The 23,631-nt window shown below is 60.1% G+C and carries 17 protein-coding genes; 13 read left to right on the forward strand and 4 right to left on the reverse strand.

The features are described from left to right. Positions 1-27: 27 nt before the first annotated feature. The 3 genes from VE934_RS08470 to VE934_RS08480 are packed head-to-tail and all read left to right on the forward strand — an operon-like array spanning position 28 to position 5,972. On the forward strand, positions 28-1,254 hold the full coding sequence (locus tag VE934_RS08470; RefSeq protein WP_324886332.1) for an efflux RND transporter periplasmic adaptor subunit: 1,227 nt from the start codon (positions 28-30) through the stop codon (positions 1,252-1,254). A gap of 34 nt (positions 1,255-1,288) precedes the next feature. Then, the gene (locus VE934_RS08475) at positions 1,289-4,531 is read left to right on the forward strand and encodes an efflux RND transporter permease subunit (RefSeq protein ID WP_324886334.1); all 3,243 of its coding nucleotides are present in this window, start codon (positions 1,289-1,291) and stop codon (positions 4,529-4,531) included. A gap of 31 nt (positions 4,532-4,562) precedes the next feature. Continuing rightward, positions 4,563-5,972, forward strand: a complete 1,410-nt coding sequence (locus VE934_RS08480) for an efflux transporter outer membrane subunit (protein WP_324886336.1) — start codon at positions 4,563-4,565, stop codon at positions 5,970-5,972. Positions 5,973-6,073: 101 nt separating this feature from the next. Here VE934_RS08480 and VE934_RS08485 read toward each other — a convergent pair whose 3' ends face one another. After that, complete coding sequence (locus tag VE934_RS08485; protein WP_324886338.1) at positions 6,074-6,559, reverse strand: Lrp/AsnC family transcriptional regulator; 486 nt, start codon at positions 6,557-6,559, stop codon at positions 6,074-6,076. Between the two features lie 179 nt (positions 6,560-6,738). Between VE934_RS08485 and VE934_RS08490 the strand changes: the two genes are divergently transcribed. The 5 genes from VE934_RS08490 (at position 6,739) to VE934_RS08510 (ending at position 16,210) form a co-directional block, all read left to right on the forward strand. Beyond that, a complete protein-coding gene (locus VE934_RS08490) occupies positions 6,739-10,320 on the forward strand; it encodes an indolepyruvate ferredoxin oxidoreductase family protein (RefSeq protein ID WP_324886340.1) in 3,582 nt (1,193 codons plus the stop codon). A gap of 134 nt (positions 10,321-10,454) precedes the next feature. Continuing rightward, on the forward strand, positions 10,455-10,787 hold the full coding sequence (gene yajC / locus VE934_RS08495) for a preprotein translocase subunit YajC (protein WP_324886342.1): 333 nt from the start codon (positions 10,455-10,457) through the stop codon (positions 10,785-10,787). Between the two features lie 75 nt (positions 10,788-10,862). Further along, a complete protein-coding gene (secD, locus tag VE934_RS08500; protein WP_324886344.1) occupies positions 10,863-12,767 on the forward strand; it encodes a protein translocase subunit SecD in 1,905 nt (634 codons plus the stop codon). Positions 12,768-12,789: 22 nt separating this feature from the next. After that, positions 12,790-13,743 (forward strand): protein translocase subunit SecF, encoded by a 954-nt coding sequence (secF, locus tag VE934_RS08505; RefSeq protein WP_324886346.1) that lies wholly within the window; start codon positions 12,790-12,792, stop codon positions 13,741-13,743. 25 nt (positions 13,744-13,768) lie between these two features. Further along, positions 13,769-16,210: a DUF1631 family protein gene (locus VE934_RS08510; RefSeq protein WP_324886348.1), complete on the forward strand. Its 2,442-nt coding sequence runs from the start codon at positions 13,769-13,771 to the stop codon at positions 16,208-16,210. A 139-nt stretch (positions 16,211-16,349) separates the two neighbouring features. On the opposite strand, the gene VE934_RS08515 is transcribed toward VE934_RS08510, so the two are convergent. The 3 genes from VE934_RS08515 to VE934_RS08525 all read right to left on the reverse strand — a co-directional run bounded on the left by VE934_RS08515 (position 16,350) and on the right by VE934_RS08525 (position 19,370). Continuing rightward, on the reverse strand, positions 16,350-16,868 hold the full coding sequence (locus VE934_RS08515; protein ID WP_324886350.1) for a DUF494 domain-containing protein: 519 nt from the start codon (positions 16,866-16,868) through the stop codon (positions 16,350-16,352). Positions 16,869-16,951: 83 nt separating this feature from the next. Then, a complete protein-coding gene (dprA, locus tag VE934_RS08520; protein ID WP_324886352.1) occupies positions 16,952-18,067 on the reverse strand; it encodes a DNA-processing protein DprA in 1,116 nt (371 codons plus the stop codon). Between the two features lie 82 nt (positions 18,068-18,149). After that, positions 18,150-19,370: a LysM domain-containing protein gene (locus VE934_RS08525; RefSeq protein WP_324886354.1), complete on the reverse strand. Its 1,221-nt coding sequence runs from the start codon at positions 19,368-19,370 to the stop codon at positions 18,150-18,152. A gap of 187 nt (positions 19,371-19,557) precedes the next feature. Here VE934_RS08525 and def point away from each other — a divergent pair, with 187 nt between their 5' ends. The 5 genes from def (at position 19,558) to VE934_RS08550 (ending at position 23,536) form a co-directional block, all read left to right on the forward strand. Then, positions 19,558-20,055 (forward strand): peptide deformylase, encoded by a 498-nt coding sequence (def, locus tag VE934_RS08530; protein ID WP_324886356.1) that lies wholly within the window; start codon positions 19,558-19,560, stop codon positions 20,053-20,055. A 54-nt stretch (positions 20,056-20,109) separates the two neighbouring features. After that, a complete protein-coding gene (gene fmt, locus VE934_RS08535; protein ID WP_324886357.1) occupies positions 20,110-21,099 on the forward strand; it encodes a methionyl-tRNA formyltransferase in 990 nt (329 codons plus the stop codon). A 47-nt stretch (positions 21,100-21,146) separates the two neighbouring features. Then, complete coding sequence (locus VE934_RS08540; protein ID WP_324886431.1) at positions 21,147-21,836, forward strand: AzlC family ABC transporter permease; 690 nt, start codon at positions 21,147-21,149, stop codon at positions 21,834-21,836. Beyond that, positions 21,833-22,168: an AzlD domain-containing protein gene (locus VE934_RS08545; RefSeq protein ID WP_324886359.1), complete on the forward strand. Its 336-nt coding sequence runs from the start codon at positions 21,833-21,835 to the stop codon at positions 22,166-22,168. The genes VE934_RS08540 and VE934_RS08545 overlap by 4 nt, the downstream gene beginning before the upstream one ends. Before the next feature lie 174 nt (positions 22,169-22,342). Then, positions 22,343-23,536, forward strand: a complete 1,194-nt coding sequence (locus tag VE934_RS08550) for a phosphoglycerate kinase (RefSeq protein WP_324886361.1) — start codon at positions 22,343-22,345, stop codon at positions 23,534-23,536. The last annotated feature ends 95 nt before the right edge of the window (positions 23,537-23,631 follow it).

A 23,631-nucleotide genomic window follows, 5' to 3' on the forward strand; every position in this document is an offset into this window, starting at 1 on the left:
TTTCCAATATCTCTGGAGGGAGTTTTCATGCAGTCGTTTCAAACAATCAGCCCCAAACATCGCCTGTTGGCCGTCGTGGTGGCGGTGCTCGCAGTAACCGGTATTTCTGCGGTGGTTTTCGGCGTGTCCAGCAGCAAAGCTGAGTCTGCCGCAGGCGCTGCGCCGGCAGCCACGCCGGTGTCCGTTGCCACGGTCGTGCAAAGTGATGTGGCGGCATGGGATGAGTTTTCTGGCCGGCTCGAAGCCGTGGATCGGGTCGACATCCGTCCTCGCGTAGCCGGCACCATTCAACGCGTGCATTTCCGTGAAGGCGCACTGGTCAAAAAAGGCGAGCTGTTGCTGACCCTGGACCCTGCGCCCTATGCCGCCGAGGTGGAGCGGGCCGACGCCCAGGTGGCCGCAGCGCTGGCGCGGGTCACACAGGCCAAAGGCGAGCAGGAGCGTTCGCAGCGCCTGTGGAGCGAGCAGGCGATTTCGAAGCGCGAATTTGACGAACGAACCAATGGCAAGGGTGAGGCCGAAGCCAACCTGCGTGCGGCGCAAGCTGCTTTGCAAACCGCCCGGCTCAGCCTGGGCTACACCCAAGTGCGGGCACCAGTGGCGGGCCGCGCGGGAAGACTGGAAGTAACGACTGGCAATCTGGTTGCAGCCGGGCCCGGTGCGCCGGTGCTGACCACCGTGGTATCGGTGAGCCCTATCTATGCGAGCTTTGATGCCGATGAGCAGGCCGTGGCCAAGGCACTGAAAGACGTGCAGGCGGGGTCCGGCGGGCGTCGTCTGGAGCGTATTCCCGTCATGATGGGCACGGCCGCGGACACCGACACGCCGCACGAAGGTCGGCTGCAACTCGTGGACAACCAGGTGGACGCCAAAAGCGGCACCGTGCGCGCACGCGCTGTGTTTGACAACAAAGACGGCCAGCTGATGCCCGGTCAGTTTGCGCGCATCCGCATGGGCCAGGCGAGCAAAAGCGCCGCTTTGCTGATCAACGAGCGTGCGGTCGGTACCGACCAGAGCAAAAAGTTTGTGATGGTGGTGGGCGCCGACAACAAGGCTATCTACCGCGAGGTCACGCTGGGCGCCTCGGTCAACGGCCTGCGCGTTGTCAAGCAAGGGCTGGCCGCGAATGAACGCATCGTGGTCAACGGACTGCAGCGCATTCGGCCTGGCGCGGTGGTGGAGCCGCAAATGGTGGACATGTCCGCCAAGGCCGAGTTGAGCGGCAAGCCTGTGGCGGTTGCGGCCAAGTCCTGAGCCCCGCCGCCGGAAAAACCAGAACAAGCACATCATGAATCTATCCAAGTTTTTTATCGACAGGCCGATCTTTGCCGGCGTGTTGTCACTGCTGATGTTTATCTCCGGGTTGATCGCCCTGCGGGCGCTGCCCATTGCCGAGTACCCGGATGTGGTGCCGCCCACCATCGTCGTGCGCGCGCAATACCCTGGTGCCAATCCCAAAGTGATTGCCGAGACGGTCGCCACTCCGCTCGAAGAATCCATTAACGGCGTCGACGGAATGCTCTATATGAGCAGCCAGGCAACGACCGATGGCTTGATGACGCTCAACGTCACCTTCAAGCTCGGTACCGATCCGGACAAAGCGCAGCAGCTGGTGCAAAACCGCGTGGCGCAAGCCCAACCGCGCCTGCCCGAAGAGGTGCGCCGCGTGGGTGTGACAACAGTCAAAAGTTCGCCCGATCTCACGATGGTGGTGCACTTGCTGTCGCCAAACGACCGCTACGACATGACCTATTTGCGCAACTACGGCGTGCTCAACATCAAGGACAGGCTGGCGCGTATCAACGGCGTGGGCCAAGTGCTGCTGTTCGGCTCGGGTGATTACTCGATGCGCGTCTGGCTGGACCCGCAAAAGGTGGCCGAGCGCGGCATGTCGGCCAGCGACGTGGTGCGCGCCATTCGTGAGCAAAACGTCCAGGCCGCAGCGGGTGTGGTGGGCGCCTCTCCGGGGCTACCCGGTGTGGACTTGCAGCTCTCGATCAATGCGCAGGGCAGGCTGCAAAACGAAGAGGAATTTGGCGACATCATTGTCAAAACCGAAAAGGGCGGCGCGGTGACCCGCCTGCGCGACATATCCCGTCTGGAACTGGGCTCGTCCGACTACGCCTTGCGCTCCTTGCTGGACAACAAACAGGCCGTGGCGATTCCGGTGTTTGCGGCGCCAGGCTCCAACGCCATTCAGATTTCAGACGACGTGCAGGCCGTGATGCGGGATCTGAAGAAAACCATGCCCGAGGGCGTGGACTACGAAATCGTCTACGACACCACCCAGTTTGTGCGTTCGTCCATTGAGGCTGTGGTGCACACATTGCTCGAAGCCATCGCCCTCGTGGTGCTGGTGGTGATCATCTTTTTGCAAACCTGGCGTGCTTCCATCATTCCCCTGTTGGCGGTACCGGTGTCGGTGGTTGGCACTTTTGCGGTCATGCACCTGTTCGGCTTTTCGATCAACGCGCTCAGCCTTTTCGGGCTGGTACTCGCCATCGGCATTGTGGTTGACGACGCCATCGTGGTGGTCGAAAACGTCGAGCGAAACATCGAGGCGGGATTGAGCCCACGCGATGCCACCTACCGTGCCATGCGTGAGGTATCGGGCCCCATCATTGCGATTGCGCTGGTGCTGATTGCGGTGTTTGTCCCACTCGCCTTTATCAGTGGGTTGTCGGGTCAGTTCTACAAGCAGTTTGCGCTCACGATTGCGATCTCGACGGTGATTTCAGCCATCAATTCGCTGACCCTGTCTCCAGCACTCGCGGCATTGCTGCTCAAAGGACACAACGAACCCAAAGACGCACTGACCCGCGGCATGGACAAAGTGTTTGGCCCAATTTTCCGGGCCTTCAACAAGGCCTTTAGCCGCGGTTCCGAAAACTACAGCCGCGGTGTCAAAGGCGCGATCTCACGCAAGGCCGTGATGCTGGGCGTGTACCTGGTGCTGGTGCTGGCAACGGTGGGCATCTTCAAGGTCGTGCCCGGAGGTTTTGTGCCCGGGCAGGACAAGCAGTACCTCATCGGCTTTGCCCAGCTGCCCGACGGCGCCACACTGGACCGCACGGAAGACGTGATCCGCCGCATCAGCGACATCGCGATGAAGCAGTCCGGTGTGGAGCACGCGATTGCTTTCCCGGGCCTGTCGATCAACGGCTTTACCAACAGCTCCAACTCGGGCATCGTGTTTCTGTCGCTGAAACCGTTTGACCAGCGCACCACTGCAGACTTGAGCGCGGGCGCCATCGCGGGCCAACTCAACGGCAAGTTCGGCGGCATTCAGGAAGCCTTTATCGCGATGTTTCCACCACCGCCTGTCCAGGGCCTGGGCACGACCGGCGGCTTCAAGTTGCAGCTGGAAGACCGGGGCTCGCTGGGTTATGACGCGCTCGACGCCGCGACAAAAGCCTTTATGGCCAAGGCCCGCCAGGCGCCCGAGCTGGCTGGCTTGTTTTCCAGCTTTCAGGTCAACGTGCCGCAGCTGTATGCCGACATCGACCGGACCAAAGCGCGTCAGCTGGGTGTGCCGATCACCGAGGTGTTCGACACCATGCAGATCTACCTGGGCAGCCTGTACGCCAATGACTTCAACAAGTTTGGCCGCACCTATTCCGTTCGGGTTCAGGCTGATGCGCCCTACCGCGCACGCGCTGAAGACATTGGTCTGTTAAAGGTTCGCTCCAACACGGGCGAAATGGTGCCGCTCTCCGCACTGATGAAGGTCACGCCTAGCTTTGGGCCGGAGCGCGCCATGCGCTACAACGGTTTCCTCGCGGCCGACATCAATGGCGGCGCAGCGCCAGGATTTTCCTCCGGCCAGGCGCAGGACGCGGTTGCCCGCGTCGCTGCAGAAACCCTGCCGCCCGGCATCAGCTATGAGTGGACCGATCTCACCTATCAGGAAATCATCGCCGGCAACTCGGCGATATGGGTCTTCCCGCTCGCGCTGCTGCTGGTGTTCCTTGTGCTGGCTGCCCAGTATGAAAGCCTGACCTTGCCGATTGCCATCATCCTGATTGTTCCCATGGGCCTGTTGGCCGCGATGCTGGGCGTCAAGCTAACCGGGGGTGACAACAACATCTTCACGCAGATCGGACTGGTGGTGCTGGTGGGCTTGTCAGCGAAAAACGCTATTTTGATTGTGGAGTTTGCGCGTGAGCTGGAGTTTGCCGGCCGCACACCGCTGCAAGCCGCCATCGAGGCCAGTCGCCTGCGTCTGCGCCCCATTTTGATGACCTCGCTGGCTTTCATCATGGGTGTGTTACCGCTGGTGTTGGCCTCTGGCGCTGGCGCAGAGATGCGCCACGCCATGGGTGTGGCCGTATTTGCCGGAATGATTGGTGTGACAGCTTTTGGCCTCTTCCTCACACCCGTCTTTTATGTGACCTTGCGCGGCCTCACGGGCAATCGTCCGCTCAAGCTGCATGGTGAAGTGCCGCACCTGGAACCCTTTGCTGGCAGCCACGCCGGCGGTGGCGCCGGGCCGCAAGCGCAACCGGCTGCTGCACTGAAGCAGCACGAATAAGCACGAACAAGCTGATCGCAGGAGTCACAACATGAATCAACAAATCTCTTCCCTTGCCCTGCTACGGCTGGCCCCGCTTACGTTGGCGCTGGTGCTGGCTGGCTGCGCCACCAGCCCCGCGCTGGACCTTTCCAGCGTGCCTGCCGCGCCCTCTGCCTTCAGGGCACCGACGGCTTCCGCTGCCGTAGCCACTCAGGCGCCTGAGGCGAAAGCCCAGGGCACCTGGTGGAAAGTGTTTGCCGATCCCGTGCTCGATCAACTGGTGGACCAAGCGGGACGCAACAACAACACGGTGCAGGTGGCTGCGGCCCGCCTGGCGCAGGCCCGTGCCATTGCGCGTTCCACCGATGCCGACCGTTCCCTGCAGTTGGGGCTGGGCGGCGGCGTGGTGCGCCAGACCGACCCGAATGCCCGCAACCAGCCCAGAACCGTGGTGAGCGCAGGCGCCAATCTGTCGTATGAGATTGACCTCTTTGGCAAGTTGTCGGGCGCGTCCGATGCCGCCTCGCTGGACGCAGCGTCGCGCGAAGCCCTGCTGCGAAGCACGCGCCTCCTGGTGCAGGCCGACGTGGCCCAGACTTATCTGAGCCTGCGGGCACTGGACGCCGAGCGCGCGCTGGTGCGTGACACGCTGCAGGCTTATCGCAACACCTTGCGCCTGACCGAAGTGCGCTTCAGGGAAGGCGACATTGCCGAGCTGGATGTGGCGCGCGTGCGAACCGAGGTCGCGTCGACAGAAACAGAAGCGCTGGCGCTGGACCGCCGCCGCGCGCAGACAGAGCATGCGCTCGCGGTTCTGGTCGGCGAGCAGCCGTCCAGCTTTCAACTGTCGCCCGCTGCCTGGGCCAGTGCCTTGCCGCTGATCCCGGCAGGTGTGCCCAGCACGGTGCTGGAGCGCCGCCCCGATATTGCCGCCGCGCAAAATTCGCTGCAGGCGGCCCAAGCGCGTGTAGGTGTGGCCAAAGCCGCGTGGTTTCCCAGCTTTTCACTCACGGCAAGCGGCGGGTGGGCAGCGCCCGAAATCCAGGACCTGTTCAAAATGTCCACGCGGGTGTGGGGGGTTGCTGCGCTGCTGTCATTGCCGCTGCTTGACGGTGGCCGACGCGAGGCCGGTGTGCAAAACGCAAACGCTGAGCTGGACATCGCCATGGCCAATTACCGGGAGCAAATCCTGGTGGCCTTTCGGGATGTAGAGGATCAGCTGTCAACGCTGAAGCTGCTGGACGAGCAATCCGACGCGCAATCCCGCTCTGTCGCCGCCAGCAGCCGCGCCACTGTGTTGTCTGATTCGCGTTACCGCAACGGGCTGGTGAGCCAGCTGGAGCTCCTGGATGCGCAACGCAATGAGTTGCGCAATCGCCGTCAGGCGCTGCAGGTGCGGGCTGCGCAATACCTGGCCACCGTGGGCCTGATCCGTGCGCTGGGAGGCGGTTGGGCTTGAGGGCTGCGAGTCGGTTCGCTATCAAAACAATAGCTGACTTCGCCCGTTAAACAAGGGCAAACGGCCTGTTTTGCTTAAATCCAGCTAGACCAACACAAGAACTAGCTGGATTTGCTCCGAAGATGGTCCAGCGGCAGCACGCTGCTGGCCTTGACTTCACCCAGCGAGAAGCTGGTGTGCATGTCTTTGACGTTGGGCAGGTTCAGCAGGTTGCGCAAGGCGAAGCGTGAAAAGCTGTCCAGGTCTTGCGCCACCACCTGCAGTTCAAAGGTGCCGGTGCCGCTGATGTAGTGGCAGGCAATGATTTCCGGTAGCTTGCGAATGGCTTCTTCCATGCGTGTGGTGGCATCGCCGGTGTTGCGATCTGCGTCCAGCCGGACAAAAGCGAGCACTCCCAGGCCGATTTTGTGGCGGTCTATCTCGGCGCGGTAGCCCTTGATAAACCCACCTTCCTCCAGCGCCCGCACACGCCGCCAGCAGGGCGCCGCGCTCAGGCCGACACGGGCGCTGAGTTCAGTATTGCTGAGACGACCATCGTTTTGCAATTCATTCAGGATAGCGAGGTCAAACTTGTCTAAGGTGTCCATATCCTCCAATTTTAAGCAAGATTCTTTCTTTAAGTCGGTTTAATTGGGCATAAAAAGCAAAGACTTATCTGCCCATCACGCCTACACTTTGCTTGAAGCTAGAGGCGCCCGCCTATCCTGCACGCCTAGCCACAACCCGCCCACAAGGCTGGCAAATGCCCACGACTGGAGACAAAACAATGAACGCCCCGCTACCCGAACACATTCGCAAAGCCCTGGAAACCGTCACGCTGGACGACAAATATTCGTTAGAGCACGGCCAGGCTTTCATGAGCGGGGTGCAAGCCCTTGTCAAGCTGCCGATGCTGCAGCGCCGGCGCGACGCACTTCTCGGCAAAAACACGGCGGGTTTTATCAGCGGCTATCGTGGCTCGCCCTTGGGCGGATATGACCAGGCGCTATGGAAGGCAGCGCCATTTCTGAAGGCGCAGAACATCGTGTTCCAGCCCGGCGTCAACGAAGAGCTGGCCGCAACCGCTCTGTGGGGCACGCAGCAACTGGGTTTTTCGCCACCGGGCACCAACAAGTTTGATGGCGTGTTCGGCATCTGGTACGGCAAAGGGCCGGGCGTAGACCGCTGCTCGGACGTGTTCAAACACGCCAACATGGCGGGCACCACGGCCTGGGGCGGCGTGATTGCCGTTGCCGGTGATGACCATGTCGCAAAAAGCTCCACCGCGGCGCACCAGAGCGATCACATCTTCAAAGCCTGCGGTCTGCCGGTGTTTTTTCCCGCCAACGTGCAGGAAATTCTCGACCTGGGCATTCACGCGTTTGCCATGAGCCGTTTCTCCGGCGTCTGGGCCGGCATGAAGACGATTCAGGAAATCGTTGAATCCAGCGCCACGGCGATGATTGACCCGGAGCGTGTGCAGATCAAGATTCCCACGGATTTCCAGATGCCGCCCGGCGGCCTGCACATCCGCTGGCCCGACCATGCGCTGGAGCAGGAGGCGCGCCTCTTTGACTACAAGTGGTACGCCGCGTTGGCGTATATTCGCGCCAACCGCCTGAACTACAACGTGATCGAAGGCCCGAACGATCGCTTCGGCATCATCGCCAGCGGCAAGGCCTACAACGACACCCGCCAGGCCCTCATCGACTTGGGGCTGGACGACGCGGCCTGCCGCCAGCTGGGCATTCGACTGCACAAGGTAGGCGTGGTCTGGCCTCTGGAAGCGCAGGGCACGCGCGAATTTGCCAACGGCCTGCGCGAGATCCTGGTGGTGGAAGAAAAGCGCCAGGTCATTGAATACCAGCTGAAAGAAGAGCTGTACAACTGGCGCCCCGACGTGCGGCCCAACGTGCTGGGCAAGTTCAGCGAGCCGGAGGGTGATTTCTCCGGCGGTGAATGGTCCATGCCCAACCCCATGGCCAACACCTTGCTGCGTGCCAACGCCGACTTGTCGCCGGCCATCATTGCGCGCGCGATTGCACAGCGCCTCAAGAAGATGGGTGTGGACGGCGACATGGCCGCGCGCATTGACGCGCAGCTTGCCATCTTGCAAGCCAAAGAGCAGTCCATGCAGGTGCTGGAAGTCAAAGGCGACCGCGCGCCTTGGTTCTGCTCGGGGTGCCCTCACAACACCTCCACCGTGGTGCCGGAAGGCTCGCGCGCCATGGGCGGCATTGGGTGCCACTTCATGGCCACCTGGATGGACCGTTCTACCGTCGGTTTCACACAGATGGGCGGCGAGGGCGTGCCCTGGGTCGGGCAACAACCTTTCACCACCGACCAGCACATCTTTGCCAACCTCGGTGACGGTACTTACTTCCACAGCGGCTCGCTGGCGGTGCGCCAGTCGATTGCCTCTGGTGTGAACATCACTTACAAAATTCTTTACAACGACGCGGTAGCCATGACCGGCGGCCAGCAGATCGGCGAGCGGCCGGAAGGGCTCTCGGTGGTGCAAATCGCCCAGTCGATGCGAGCTGAGGGTGCGGTCAAAATCGTGGTGGTCACCGATGAACCGGAGAAATACGAAGGTGTCACCCTGGTCGAAGGCGTGGCGGTGCACCACCGCGATGAGCTCGATGCCATCCAGCGGCAGTTCCGTGAAATCAAGGGCACGACCGTCATCATTTACGACCAGACCTGCGCCACCGAAAAGCGTCGGCGGCGCAAACGCGGAACCATGGTGGACCCGGCCAAACGTGTGGTCATCAACGAGCTGGTCTGCGAAGGCTGCGGCGACTGCAGCGTTCAGTCCAACTGCCTGAGCGTCGAGCCACTGGAAACCGAATTTGGCCGCAAGCGCCAGATCAACCAGTCCACCTGCAACAAGGACATGTCTTGCCTGAAGGGCTTTTGCCCAAGCTTTGTCACCGTCGAGGGCGGGCAGCTCAAGAAAAAGGCCAAGGGAAAATCCGCCTCGCCGTTTGAGTTGAGCGCGATGCCCGAGCCGCAAATTCCGTCTACCAACGGTGTTAACGGCAATGTCTGGGGCATTGTGGTGGCGGGCGTGGGCGGCACCGGTGTCATCACCATCGGGCAGTTACTGGGTATGGCGGGCCACATTGAAGGCAAGGGCATCGTGACGCAAGACGCCGGAGGCCTTGCGCAAAAAGGCGGCGCGACCTGGAGCCATGTGTTGATAGGCGCCAGCCAGGACGATATTCGCACCACCCGGGTCAGCATGGCCGGGGCGGACTTGATCATCGGTTGTGACCCCATCGTTACCGCAGGCAAGGAAACGATGATGCGCATGCGAGAGGGCCGCACCCACGTGGCCCTCAATTCCTACAGCTCGCCGACGGCTGCCTTTGTGCACAACGCCAACTGGCAAAACCCGGCCGAAGCCTGCGCCGCAGAAATCGCCCGGGCCGTCGGTCTGAACGGTGTGGGTGTTTTTAATGCCGATGCCGCTGCCACCATACTGATGGGTGACAGCATTTACACCAACCCCATGATGCTGGGTTACGCCTGGCAAAAAGGCTGGATTCCGCTGGAATACGCGTCGCTGATGCGCGCCATCGAGCTCAACGCCGTGGCGATTGAGAACAACAAGACCGCCTTTGAGTGGGGCCGCCGCGCCGCTCATGACCTGCCTTCGATGGAAAAGCTGTTTGTATCAGCGCAGATCATCGCCATGCCGACGCCCCGCCAGGGTGTGGCGGATCTGGTGGCGCGCCGGGTGGAATTCCTGACGGCTTATCAGAATACGGCCTATGCCAAACGGTATGAAAGCTTTGTGAACCGCGTGCAACAGGCCGAATCGGCATTGGGAAAAACGCTGCTGACCCAAAACGTCGCCAAATACCTCTTCAAACTTATGGCCTACAAGGACGAGTACGAAGTGGCGCGGCTGCACACCGACCGCAGCTTCCATGACAAGGTGAATGCGATGTTTGAAGGTGATTTCAAGCTCAATTACCACCTGGCCCCCCCCATGATTACGAAGAAAAACGACAAGGGCGAGCTGCAAAAGAAGAAGTTTGGGCCCTGGATGTTGAGGGCCTTCAGGGTTTTGGCCAAGTTGAAAGGCCTGCGCGGTACGGGTCTGGACCCGTTTGGCCGCACCGAAGAACGCAAAATGGAGCGTGCGCTGATCGGGCAGTATCTGGATAGCATGGAGGAAGTCCTAAGCGCGTTGACGCCGGCCAACCACGCCGCTGCTGTTGAAATCGCCCGGATCCCCGAGCTGATCAGGGGTTATGGCCATGTGAAGGCGCGCAACGTCCGGCAGGCTCAGCAGCAATGGCCAGATCTGATGGCCGCTTTTCACCGCCCCGCCAGCGCCGAGCGGCAAAAGGCAGCCTGAGTTTCGCAGGGCGCGAAGGGCCCTGAAACGCTGGGGTTACAAGTCTTTACGCCGCTGGGCCGCATACAATCAGACTCTTTGCGCCCCCCGGCGTTTGGTCAGGGGCGCCCATCTTTTTTGTTGTGGAGTTTGCTGTGTTCATTTCTTCTGCCTTTGCCCAAACCGCCCCTGCCGCTGCTGCCGAGGGCGGGATGATGGCCTCGTTGACAAGCATGTTGCCGCTGGTATTGATGTTTGTGGTGTTGTATTTCGTGATGATCCGACCACAAATGAAGAAGCAAAAAGAACACCGCGCCATGATTGACGCGCTGGCGAAGGGTGACGAGGTGGTCACCGCTGGCGGTCTGCTGGGCAAAGTCACCAAAATGGGCGATGCTTACCTCGGCATCGAATTGGCCACCGGCGTTGAAGTCCAGCTGCAGCGCAGCGCCATTGTTCAGGTGTTGCCCAAGGGCAGCATCAAGTAAGCGCTTCCTTACCGACTGGCGATACAACAGTCATCGTCCTTCTACGCTCCCAGTTTCCCCAGGAACCGCACGCTCATGAATCGTTATCCCGCCTGGAAATACGCGATCATCGCCTTCGCATTGCTGATTGCCGCGCTGTATACGCTGCCCAACTTTTTTGGCGAGGCACCCGCCGTGCAGGTCTCCAGCGCCAAGGCCAGCAGCAAAATTGACGCAGCAACCGTCTCGCGGGTTGAGCAGGCACTCAAGGCTGCCGGTATCAATGCTGATGCTGTTGCGCTTGACGGCACATCGGTCAAGGCCCGTTTTGGGGATACCGACACCCAGCTTAAGGCGAAAGACGCCATCGAAAAGGCCTTGTCGCCAGATCCGGCGTCGCCTTCTTACGTCGTGGCGCTTAATTTGCTGTCGCGCTCGCCCGACTGGTTGACCGCGTTGAATGCCCGGCCTATGTACCTTGGGCTTGATCTGCGCGGCGGGGTGCATTTCATGCTCCAGGTCGACATGCAGGCGGCCCTGACCAAAAAGGCGGAATCAGTGGCGGGTGACATCCGCCTGGCGCTGCGCGAGAAGAACATTCGTCATAGCGGCATCAGTCGCAACCTCCAGGCCATCGAGATCAAATTCCGCGAAGCCCCCGCGCTGGAGGCCGCTAAACGAATCCTTCAGGACCAGTTTCCGGACCTTCAGGCCACAGACGCGCCCGATGGTACGGAATACCGCCTGACGGCCCGCATCAAACCGGAAGCCGCGCGACTGGTTCAGGAACAAGCACTCAAGCAGAACATTGTTACCTTGCACAACCGCATCAACGAGCTTGGCGTGGCCGAGCCCGTGATTCAGCAGCAGGGCCTGGACCGGATCGTGGTGCAGTTGCCGGGCGTGCAGGACACAGCCAAAGCCAAAGACATCCTTGGACGCACTGCCACGCTGGAAATGCGCCTGGTTGATGAAAGCGCCGAGGGACGTGCTGCAGAGGCCGGCACCGGGCTTGTTCCCTTCAGTTCCGAGCGTTTTCTGGAGCGAAGCGGCCAGGCGGTTATTGTCAAAAAGCAGGTGATCCTGACCGGCGAAAGCCTGACCGACGCACAGCCGGGGTTTGATTCCCAAAGCCAGCAGCCAAAAGTGGACTTGACGGTAGATGCCAAGGGCGGGCGCATCATGCGTGATGTGAGCCGCGAGAACGTTAAAAAGCGAATGGCCATTGTCCTGTTTGAAAAGGGCAAGGGTGAAGTATTGACGGCGCCCGTGATCCAGAGCGAGTTGGGCAACCGATTCCAGATTTCCGGCACCATGAGTGTGACCGAGGCCGCCGATCTGGCGCTGTTGCTGCGCGCCGGCTCGCTTGCCGCCCCCATGGAGATCATTGAAGAGCGCACCATTGGTCCGACCCTGGGTGCAGAAAATATCAGCAAGGGATTCCAGAGTGTGATCTGGGGCTTTTTGGTGATCTGCCTCTTTATGGGGGGCTATTACATGCTCTTTGGGTTGTTCTCCGGTCTGGCTCTGGCCGTGAATCTGCTGTTGCTGGTGGCGGTGCTGTCCATGCTGCAGGCCACATTGACCTTGCCCGGTATGGCTGCCATGGCGCTGGCGCTGGGTATGGCGATCGACTCGAATGTGCTTATCAATGAGCGGGTGAGGGAGGAGCTGCGCAACGGTGCGGCGCCTCAAGCGGCGATCCATACCGGCTACGAGCGGGCCTGGGCGACGATCCTGGACTCAAACATCACGACCCTGATTGCCGGTCTGGCCTTGCTGGCCTTTGGCTCGGGGCCGGTAAGGGGTTTCGCTGTGGTCCACGTCATTGGCATTTTGACCAGCATGTTCTCTGCGGTATTCTTCTCACGCGGCTTGGTGAATCTCTGGTACGGGCGGCAGAAAAAGCTTAAATCGGTGTCCATCGGCACGGTTTGGCGGCCGGCGGTTGGTACAGATGTCGCCGGTCATGGGGCTAAATCAACCCTGTCGGCAAACTAGACAAAAGACAAGAAGAGCGCTCATGGAATTTTTCAAAATCCACAAAGACATTCCGTTCATGCGGCATGCCTTGATTTTCAATGTGATCTCCTTCGTAACCTTTGCGCTGGCTGTCGTTTTCCTGTTTTCGCGAGGCCTGCATCTGTCGGTAGAGTTCACGGGCGGCACGGTGATGGAGGTGGGCTATTCCCAACCCGCCGACGTTGAAAAGATTCGCGGAACGGTAGCGGGTTTGGGCTTTACGGACGTGCAGGTGCAAAATTTCGGCACGGCGCGTGATGTGATGATTCGCTTGCCGGCTCAAAAGGGCGTGACGACTGCCCAGCAAAGCGATAAGGTGATGGCGGCCCTGAAAGCCGCAGATGGTCAGGTTGTTCTTCGGAGAACCGAATTTGTCGGGCCGCAGGTGGGTCAGGAACTTGCCGAGGATGGGCTGAAGGCGCTCGCCATGGTTGTGGTCGGCATCATGATCTATCTGGCATTCCGGTTTGAATGGAAATATGCGGTCGCGGCGATTATTGCCAATTTGCATGATGTGGTGATCATTCTTGGCTTCTTTGCTTTCTTTCAGTGGGAGTTTTCGCTGTCGGTGCTGGCGGCTGTGCTGGCCGTTCTGGGCTATTCAGTCAACGAATCCGTGGTGATTTTTGACCGTATCCGGGAGAATTTCCGCAGGTACCGGAAGATGGACACGACGGGCATCATTGACAACGCCATTACCTCCACCATTAGCCGCACCATCATCACCCACGGCTCTACCCAGATCATGGTGCTCTCCATGTTGCTGTTTGGTGGTCCGACGCTGTTTTATTTTGCTCTTGCGCTGACCATCGGCATCCTGTTTGGTATTTATTCATCCGTGTTCGTGGCCGCAGCTATCGCCATGTGGCTAGGCATCAAGCGTGAAGATCTGGTCAAGGCTCCCGTCAAGAAGGACGTGGATCCCAGTGACCCGAATGCCGGTGCGACGGTTTAGGCACCGCTAACTACCCATCCCATTCGTGGCTGCAAACAACAAAAACGATCTTTTTCTTGCAAGGCAAGCACGGGAGTTGTTTGTCGCACATGCGGCGCGTGTGCTTCCGGAAGTGGCCAATGCCGTCAAGGCAAAACTCTCGGCTTTGATGGACGTCAGCGGTAATGCACGGGAAATGCAGGATCGCCGCGATGCCTGGCTGTCATTTCAGGAAAACCAGGCGATTTGGGTCAATGCCACGATTGTTGCCTGGAAAAAGGCTTTGACGCCTCCTACAGCCACTGTGTCACGGATGGCGCTGGACAGCGGAAAATTCGAGTTGATGGGCAATGAGGTGATGGAGAACAAAATCCTCGCCTCGCGTCTGGCTTTGCGCCTGCTCGATAGCGCCAGTTGGGAGCTCAACGATTTGCGACTGCGTATTCAGGGGCTGGAAGAAGTTGAGGAGCTGAGGAAGGAAGACATTCTCCGTCCGGAAGTTTTGTCGCAGAACTTGGTGGAACAGTGGACTCTGACGCCTCTTTCACGTGAGCTATGGCTCAGTGCGCAGGATGTGATCCAGCAACAACTTACCGGACATCTTCTGGCCGCCTATCACGCCGCCAACGAATTCCTGATCAAGGAAAACGTGATGGTGGACATTGACTTACGGGCGCTGGTCAAGCGTACACCGTCTGCTGCCGGCACACCATCGCCCGCGGCGCGCAAGCCCGACGCCGCAGAGCGACCGGCCCGGCAGGAAGCTGCGAACTCGAACAGAACTTCGCCCGGCGCTGAAAGTGGCGATTCGACGGATCTCCGCGAAAGCCCTCACCTTCGTGGTGGTGGCGGCGGTGGGCAACGAGGCGGGGGCCGCTCGGGAGGAGCCGGGTCCGGGGGGGAGACTGGACGGGCAGAGGCGGGCGCCACCCGGAACGGCATACAGGACGAAACCCGGATGCAAACCGGCACATCGCCGCTGGCGCGCGCCCGTATGCGGGCACAGGGTGTGATGGGGCACCTTAAACGCCTGTTATCTGATCATGCGGTTGATTTCGATGAAACCCATATTCACGAAGCGTCGCCTCAGCTGGCCCGGGCGCTGTCGAAGCCACAGGCGACGAGTGTCGCTGCAGCAAGCACTGCGTATGAGCACGCAATAGCCGATGGCCCCGACCAGGTCTACGGAGCCGAGCATGTAGAGCGTGCAGCAAGCGCATTACGTCAGCGCACTACCGAGCTGAAGCAAGCAGCCTCCACCCCCAGTGAAAAGGCCACCATTGAAATTGTGGCGCTGATGTTTCAGAGCATTCTCTCTGAAGACCGGATTCCGCCGGCCATCCGCGTGTGGTTTGCCAGGCTGCAAATGCCGGTTCTTCGCGTCGCGATTTCCGAGCCGGAATTTTTCGGTTCACTGCAGCATCCGGCACGTCGCCTGATTGACCGCATGGGTTCGTGTGTTCTGGGCTTTGACGCAACTGTGGCGGGCGGCGCACTGGAAATTGAAATCAAGCGCGTTGTGCAGGTCATTGAGCAGTATCCAGAGACCGGGAGGCGGGTGTTTCAGCTGGTGTATGACGAATTCCAGAAGTTTCTCTCCAGATTTCTCTCCGAGCAGGGAAGCGCTGCACGGGTGGTGACCGTGGCGCAGCAGATCGAGCAAAAGGAGACCATGGCGATCCAGTACACCATCGAGATGCGCAACATGCTCAATGACATGCCGGTGCGCGAAGAAATTCGGGAATTTCTCTTCAAAATTTGGGCCGAAGTACTCGCGATTGCGGCCATGAAAAACGGCGCCCAGCATAAAGATACCGTCACTCTCAAGCAGGCTGCGGCCGATCTGGTCTGGGCCGCAAGTGCCAAGCCCAACCGCAACGACAGAGCGCGCGTGATAGCCGACCTGCCCAAGTTGTTGCATCTATTGCGATCGGGCATGTCCATGTTGGGGATGACGCTACCGGTTCAGGATCAACATCTCAAGGTCATCAGCGATACCCTCGCTGATGCGTTTATGTCCAAGACCGACGCCATTTCCATGGAACGCATCGAGGAAATGTCCAAAAGACTGGCCAACCTGGAAGACTATCTTTCGGACGAAGACGTGGGTGACCTGCCACTGGATACCGAAAACCTGGTCATGATGCTGGGGATTGATGCATCTGATATCGAAGTGATTGGCGACGGGGGCAGTCAGCCAAGCGAAGCCATGATCGCGTGGGCGCAAGAGTTGCAGCTGGGTGCCTGGTTTAGCCTGGACCACAACAGCAAGGTCAGCCACGTTCAATTTGCCTGGCGCAGTGATCGCAGGCAATTGCACCTGTTTGCCTCGACCGATGGACGCAATTTCCTCATCCAGGCCCGCCGTCTCGCGGCTTATCTGCAAGCAGGCCTGCTGGTCCCCACCGAAGAAGAAGCACTCACCGTGCGCGCCACGCGCGACGCGCTGGCCAAGCTCGACGCCAATCCCGAGCGCTTGTTAGGTTAAGACAGATTTCAGCTCCAGCCTGATGTGAACGCGGGGGGCTGTTTGAAACCAGCCGGGGCCGCGGAACCGGCTTCGCCGGGCCGCAGGCGAGCGCCCCCTCGGGGGGCAGCGCATTACACGAAGTGAAAAGCGTGGGGGCTCAATGAGCCACGCGAAAATCGGCGTCGTCGCACAGCTCGTCCAGCACCAAGGCGTCCGGCTCTTCGCCGAAGCTCCAGTAAACCATCAGGACAATGATTTTCAGATCATCCAGAGCCAACGGCTCTCCCGGAGCGGCCATGGCACGGTCGATGACGATTTCGCGCATGTGCGGAGGCAGCACACCCGCAGATTCAAGAAAACTCACAAACCCGAGTGCCTGCGCACCCAGGTGTTGCTGCTCGGTCACGGAATAGACGCGCAGGCTGCCTTCAGATTGGGGTTGAAACCCCTTTGGAAGCTTCGCAGTTGCCCTGGCATCGTCAGCCGGGGCCGTTTCCAGCAGGTCAATCTGGGTATTTTGGGCGGCAATGTTCAGGCCATTGAGCCAGACCAGTGCTGCTTGGATCTCTTCAGCATCAAAGCCGACTGCTGTGAGCTTGCGGCTCAACTGGTGCAGCTCGGGGCAGGCATCACCCTGCCAGTAGTTTTCATAAACGTACACCAAGACTTCAAACATGCACCCAATATAACGCAGTTAAAGCCCCAGCCTGCCAGCCCTTCCAATTCACCCAAGCTGCCCTTCAGCCCTCCTCGCTGGGATTACGCCGAGCCCAGGCGTTGATACAGCCCGCCCGGAAGTCGGGTGACCTGGCCAGCCATCTCCAGTTCAAGGAGTTGTGCCTGCAAGTCTGCTGTTGCCATGCCGGTTCGCGCCTGCAAAGTGTCCAGACTCACCATGTCAAAGCCCAGCGCTGGTAAAAGTGGTGGTTCGGCGTCTTCGGTATCGCGAGCGGTATCCTGACTTGTTGGCACATGTGGCAGTTGGAGTTCTTCAAGCACGTCCTGCGCAGACTCCACCAATTTGGCGCCTTGCTTGATCAATGCATGGCAACCCCGCGATTGGGGAGAGTGAATGGATCCCGGGATGGCAAACACCTCTTTGCCCTGTTCGGCAGCCAGACGCGCGGTGATCAGGGACCCGGACTTCAGCGCCGCTTCGACCACCAGCGTGCCTTGGGATAACCCCGAGATGATGCGGTTTCGTTTGGGGAAGTTGGACATCAAGGGTGGTGTTCCGAGCGGGAATTCGCTGATGATCAAACCGTGCTCGGCAATCCGGTGCGCCAGTTCAAGATGTTGTTTGGGATAGACCCGGTCCAGCCCGGTACCAACGACGGCCACCGTTGTTCCGCCGCCCAGCAACGCGCCATCATGCGCTGCGCCGTCTACGCCCAGTGCCAATCCCGATACGACGCAAAGACCGGATTGTGCAAAAACCTTTGCGAACTGGCGGGCGTTGGCAGCGCCTTGCGGCGTGGGGTTGCGGCTGCCTACGATAGCCAGGCAAAACGCTCTGCTTTCGATAGCAAGTTGCGCCGGTGAATCCTGGGTCCCGAGCACATAAAGCATGGAAGGCGGATCTTCGATGTCGAGCAACCCTGCCGGATAGGCGGCATCGCCAAGCGTGATCACGCGCCGGTTGTCGGCGCCCTGTAGCCAGTCGAGCGTGGTTTGCAGTTGAGCGGCCAGGGTCTCGGGTTCGGTCTGAAGGGCGTCTGCCAGTCGGTCCGAGCCGAGTTGGCGCAAGGTGAGGGTGCTTTGTTCAAAAACAGCTTGAGCCGAACCAAAAGCAGCCAGCACTTTCCGGACGCCGGTGTTGCCCAGGCCCGGCGTCAGCGTGAGGCGCAACCAGGCGGCGAGTTCAGCGGAATCCATTGCGTTCGGCACAGTCAGTCAGACACCCGTGAAACCACGCGAATGTAGGCGCAACGAATGGTGGGGACGGTTGAAGGGTTGATCAGTTCGGATTTTTGAAGCGGTCGCCCACTTTTACACCCTCGTCGACCTGCAACAGAAGTGCATAAGACACTTTTTCGAATGTACGGAAAACAATCAAAAGTCCATTGCGCTCATTGGGCAGGCGGATCCGCGTGCGGGGCGAATCTGTGCGATCGGTGACAACAGCCCCGCTTAACAAAACGGCCATGACGTGACCACGCTCAAGCCCATCCCGGTTGCCGCGATTGAGCACCACCACCTGGTTTCCACCCGCAAGGCGGACGGCGCTGCCATAGATGGAGACGATTTGTCCTTCAATAGCGGTGGCCGGAGCCCTGGGCACATAGCTCAGAACTTCGCGTGGCGGCTCGGCCACCAGCCGGTCTCCGACGCGCATTTCTTCTTTGGAGACAACGATGTTGATGGTTGCCGGGACGGTTTCTGTGGTGACTTTGCCGTCCTTGTCTTTGACGTTTTCCACGGATTCGCCGCGGATGAGCTCGGCCTTGCCGACAAACTGCGCTTCATAGCCCAGAATTTCACCGGTTGTGGGGTCCTTGAGCGGCGTGGCGTTGCGGAACACGCGGTAATCGATGGGCTCACCCTTGGCGTCGCTCAGAGGCTTGCCGCCCTCCTTGCTGGAATAGGTGCCTCTCGCATAAGCCCGGTCTCCCCGGCTCAGCAAAACCCGCCCTTCCTGAGTGGCCACGATGCGCGGTGCCATCGCAAAGGTGGCCTCGTCAACGATCAGGGCTTCAGCCAGAAAGGGCTCAATGGCCTGCGGGGAGAGCGTTGGCACAGCTGCATCAGACAGGGATTCGTAGCGCGTGCGCGGCGAAACCCGCACCGTGTCGCCGGGCTGGCCATCCATTGAAGCAGACCCTCTGGTGCGCAGCCTGGCGCGGCCGTTGGATTTGTCGAGGTAAAGCTGCTGACCGGGATAAATCCGATGGGGGTTGCGAATTTCGTCGATGTTCATTCCCCACAGCTCGGGCCAGCGCCATGGGCTCTTCAAAAACATGCCCGAAATGGCCCACAGCGTGTCGCCGCGCTTGACGGTGTATTCATCCGGGGCGTTGGGTGCCAGCTCGCTCAGGGGCACGCCGGTTTGGGCGACCTGGCTGGCGGTGGCCTTCTGGTCGGGGCTGATAGGAAAGTTTTGCGCCTGCAGGCTGCCAAGCGGGGCTAGCAGAGCGAGCGCTATTGAAACTTGACTAAAACGACCAAAAATTGTGTACATCATTGAGGCCCTTGGGGCTGGCACGGGTGCTGGCCGGCTGGCCGTCTCCGCGTTTTTTCTTGATAAATCACTAGCGATTCTGTACTTAAGCCCTTGATTACGCAACGAATATGCGATTTGGCGGCAACGCAAGCACCGAAAATTAGCGAAAATTAGCGAAAATAGCGACATCTGATTGCCTGCCCCCATGACCCAACTGACGATTCTCCGATACCCCGACCAACGCCTGCATACGGTGGCCAAGCCCGTGATCACCGTGGACGGCCGCATCCGCGCACTGGTCGCGGACATGCTGGCCACCATGTATGAGGCCGATGGGATTGGTCTGGCTGCGACGCAGGTGGATGTGCACGAGCGTGTTGTTGTCATTGATGTAAGCGAAGGGCGTGACCAGCCGCTGGTGCTGATCAATCCCGAGATTGTGTGGTCCAGCCCGGAAACCGTGGTCAACGATGAAGGGTGCCTTTCGGTGCCCGGAATTTATGACGGCGTAGAACGCGCCACTGCCGTTCGCGTTCAAGCCCTCGATTTGAAGGGCGAGCAGCAGACGCACAACGCCGAAGGCCTGTTGTCGGTGTGCATTCAGCATGAGATGGATCACTTGTTGGGCAAGGTGTTTGTGGAGTACCTGTCTCCTCTCAAACGTAATCGCATCAAGACCAAGATGATCAAGCTGGGGCGATAGCCCACTGGCGCCCGCCGCATCACCCGTCGTCGCCGCGTCGGTGAAAATACCAGCATGCGTCTTATTTTTGCAGGTACCCCTGAGTTTGCCCGTGTGGCACTGGCGCAGCTCCACACGGCAGGTTTTGAAATCCCCCTCGTGCTCACCCAACCCGACCGGCCCGCCGGTCGCGGCATGAAGCTCCAGGCCTCGCCGGTCAAGCAGTTTGCTCAGGAAAATGGCATCGCCGTGGCCCAGCCGCGCAGTCTGCGCCTGGACGGCAAGTTCCCAGAAGATGCCGCCGCCGCGCTGCTTGCGATTGAGGCGGCGCGGGCTGATGCCATGGTGGTTGCGGCCTACGGCTTGATCCTGCCGCAGTGGGTGCTGGACGCGCCCCCTCTGGGCTGCTTCAACATTCACGCCTCGCTCTTGCCGCGCTGGCGTGGCGCCGCGCCCATCCACCGTGCAATTGAAGCGGGAGATGCAGAGACCGGCATCATCATCATGCAGATGGATGCGGGTCTGGACACGGGCGACATGTTGCTATTGGAAAAACTCGCCATCTCCCCGGACGACACCACGGCCACCCTGCATGACCGCCTCGCGGCCGTGGGGGGGCGCATGATTGTTAAGGCGCTCGAGCTGACATCGAGTGGCGAGCTGGTAGCCCGCAAACAGCCGGAGTCGGGCGTTAATTACGCAAACAAAATTGAAAAAAATGAAGCGGTCATTGATTGGGCTGCCAGTTCGGCGCTGATTGAACGCCGCGTACGCGCCTTCAACCCTTTCCCTGTCGCCGTCAGCACGTTGGCGGGTGTGCCGGTGAAATTCTGGCAGGTCACCGCATTGGGCAATACCGCCCGACCTGAGAGTGCAGTGCCGGGACAGATTCTGGCGGTTGGCCCGGAGGGGGTAGACATTGCCGCCCGACAGGGCGTAGTGCGCGCCACCCGCTTGCAAAAACCCGGCGGAAAACCGCTGGAGGCCGCTGAATTCGTGCGGGGATTTGCGATGCAGCCAGGCATGGTTTTTCAATCAACTGCCGTCAAGGGGGAAGGTTCGTGATCGCTTCCCTGTTCAGGCATCCGGAGTTTCGGGTGGGTGCGCGAGACATGCTCCCGGTGGCCCCCGGCATCGCGGCGTGGGGCTTGATGACAGGGGTAGCCATGGTCAAGTCGGGCATGAGTTTGTTTGAAGCGGTACTCATGGCCACGCTGGTGTTTGCGGGCAGCTCGCAGCTGGCGGCCATTCCTTTGATGCTTGCCGGTGCACCCATGTGGGTGATTCTGGCCACTGCGTTTTGCGTCAACCTGCGGTTTGTTGTCTACAGCGCCCATTTGCGTCCGTACCTCATGCACCAAGGCTTGTGGCGTCGCCTGGCCAGCGGGTATTTCACTGCAGATCTGAGTTATGTGTTGTTCACACAGCGTTATCCCCAACCGGCTGCGCACGACGACACTCCAGGACTGCAGGCGCGGGAGGCCTATCTGGCGGGCAATTGCGCGGTCAACTGGGGAAGCTGGGTGGGGGCAAGCTTGCTCGGCATCGCCTTGGCCAACTCCATTCCGCCTGCGTGGGGGTTGGGTTTTGCGGGAATCCTTGCCTTGGTCGGCATCACGTGCGCGCTCGCGACGGATCGTTTGCGTGTGGTGGCTGCTGGTGTGGCCGGGGCCGCAGCGGTCGCTGCATTTGCCCTGCCGCTCAAGCTTAATATTCTGGTAGCCATTGCGGCTGCAGTCGCTGTGTGCCTGATTCTGGAAAAGTCCCGGCCTCCCGCGCCGCATGCTGGAGGTGCTGCATGAACCAGACGGATATATGGACCGTCGTCACCATCGTCGGGCTGGCTGTCGTCACGGTGATCACCCGGTCGTTTTTCTTTATTTCCGGCCGCTCCTGGACGCTCCCGAATTGGGCACAACGCGGCATGCACTATGCCCCGATTGCAGCGCTGTCGGGCGTCATCGTCCCCGAAATTGTGATGACCCAGGGTCATTTGATCAGCACCTGGCAAGACGCCAGAATTTTTGCAGCACTGGCTGGCGCCGCCTGGTTTTTCTGGCGCAAGGGCGTGCTGGGCACCATCATTGCCGGCATGGCCGTGTACCTTCCCTTGCATGTAGGCTTGGGGTGGTAAATATCGCCCCCACGGTCGCTCACTGCGTGTAGCTCCCTGCCCCCCGAGGGGGCCGCTGCGCCTGCGGCCCGCCAAAGCCGGTTCCGCGGCCCCGGCTCGTACGGAGGCGCCATGGTCGCGCCCTACAATTTGAGGCTTGGGCGATTTGCCCCTGTCTTTTATTGCGAGCCCTTCATGAAATTCATCCGCTTTTCCGATCTCTGCGCCCAGGGTCTTGTCAAAGGCCAGCGCGTATTTATTCGTGCCGACCTGAATGTGCCGCAGGACGATAGCGGCAGCATCACGGAAGACACACGCATCCGCGCCTCCATTCCCTGCATCCAGATGGCGCTGGACGCGGGCGCTGCCGTGATGGTGACTTCGCACCTTGGCCGCCCGACAGAGGGGCAGTTTAAGCCCGAGGACTCACTTGCGCCCGTGGCAAAACGCATGGGTGAACTGATGCAGCGCGAGGTTCCGGTGTTGACGGCGTGGACTGACGGTGTGGACGTGCAGCCCGGTCAGCTGGTCCTGCTGGAAAACTGCCGCGTCAACAAAGGCGAGAAGAAAAACGACGAGGCGCTGGCCCGCAAGATGGCCGCCCTCTGCGATATTTTTGTGCACGACGCTTTTGGCACGGCGCACCGCGCCGAGGCCTCTACCTACGGCATTGCGCAGTTTGCCAAAGTCGCCTGTGCCGGTCCCTTGCTGGCCGCAGAGATGGACGCCATTTCCAAAGCGCTGGCCAACCCCAAGCGTCCGCTGGTGGCCATCGTCGCCGGCAGCAAGGTCTCGACCAAGCTGACCATCCTCAAGGCGCTGGCTGGCAAGGTAGATCAATTGATTGTGGGCGGCGGAATTGCCAACACCTTCATGCTGGCCAATGGCCTTGCCATCGGCAAAAGCCTGGCCGAGCGAGAACTGCTTGATGAAGCCAGAGCCGTCATTGCCGCGATGAAGGCGCGCGGTGCCGAGGTGCCGATTCCGACCGATGTGGTCACAGCCAAGATTTTCAGTGCCGAGGCTGCCGCCAGCGTGAAGGCTGCCGGTGATGTGGAAGAAGACGATCTGATTCTGGACATTGGTCCCGAGACAGCTAAAAAACTGGCCGAGCAGTTGATGGCAGCGGGCACCATTGTCTGGAATGGGCCAGTCGGCGTGTTCGAATTTGCAGCGTTTGAGGGGGGCACCAAAGCCATTGCCGAGGCTGTCGCTGCAAGCAGCGCATTCAGCATTGCCGGCGGGGGCGACACCCTGGCTGCGATCGCCAAGTACGGCATCGAAAAAGATGTGGGTTATATCTCGACCGGTGGTGGGGCATTTTTGGAGGTGCTGGAGGGCAAGACCTTGCCTGCCTTTGAAATCCTTTCGACGCGCGCCGAAGGCTGATTGTTGTTCGTTCGCTACGAAAAACATAGCTAACTGCGCCGTCGATACTGGGCCCAAGCCACTTTTTTTGCAAAATGTGCTCGCGCACGGTCTCT

Source organism: Polaromonas sp., assembly GCF_035638815.1.
Taxonomy (GTDB): Bacteria; Pseudomonadota; Gammaproteobacteria; order Burkholderiales; family Burkholderiaceae_C; genus Polaromonas.

Coding starts and splice junctions, on each gene's coding strand:
- VE934_RS08525 (WP_324886354.1), bottom strand. CDS start 19,370: ATGTACACAATTTTTGGTCGTTTTAGTCAAGTTTCAATAGCGCTCGCT.
- VE934_RS08545 (WP_324886359.1), top strand. CDS start 21,833: ATGAACCAGACGGATATATGGACCGTCGTCACCATCGTCGGGCTGGCT.
- dprA (WP_324886352.1), bottom strand. CDS start 18,067: ATGGATTCCGCTGAACTCGCCGCCTGGTTGCGCCTCACGCTGACGCCG.
- VE934_RS08490 (WP_324886340.1), top strand. CDS start 6,739: ATGAACGCCCCGCTACCCGAACACATTCGCAAAGCCCTGGAAACCGTC.
- fmt (WP_324886357.1), top strand. CDS start 20,110: ATGCGTCTTATTTTTGCAGGTACCCCTGAGTTTGCCCGTGTGGCACTG.
- VE934_RS08515 (WP_324886350.1), bottom strand. CDS start 16,868: ATGTTTGAAGTCTTGGTGTACGTTTATGAAAACTACTGGCAGGGTGAT.
- secF (WP_324886346.1), top strand. CDS start 12,790: ATGGAATTTTTCAAAATCCACAAAGACATTCCGTTCATGCGGCATGCC.
- secD (WP_324886344.1), top strand. CDS start 10,863: ATGAATCGTTATCCCGCCTGGAAATACGCGATCATCGCCTTCGCATTG.
- def (WP_324886356.1), top strand. CDS start 19,558: ATGACCCAACTGACGATTCTCCGATACCCCGACCAACGCCTGCATACG.
- VE934_RS08540 (WP_324886431.1), top strand. CDS start 21,147: ATGCTCCCGGTGGCCCCCGGCATCGCGGCGTGGGGCTTGATGACAGGG.
- VE934_RS08470 (WP_324886332.1), top strand. CDS start 28: ATGCAGTCGTTTCAAACAATCAGCCCCAAACATCGCCTGTTGGCCGTC.
- VE934_RS08485 (WP_324886338.1), bottom strand. CDS start 6,559: ATGGACACCTTAGACAAGTTTGACCTCGCTATCCTGAATGAATTGCAA.
- VE934_RS08550 (WP_324886361.1), top strand. CDS start 22,343: ATGAAATTCATCCGCTTTTCCGATCTCTGCGCCCAGGGTCTTGTCAAA.
- VE934_RS08480 (WP_324886336.1), top strand. CDS start 4,563: ATGAATCAACAAATCTCTTCCCTTGCCCTGCTACGGCTGGCCCCGCTT.
- VE934_RS08475 (WP_324886334.1), top strand. CDS start 1,289: ATGAATCTATCCAAGTTTTTTATCGACAGGCCGATCTTTGCCGGCGTG.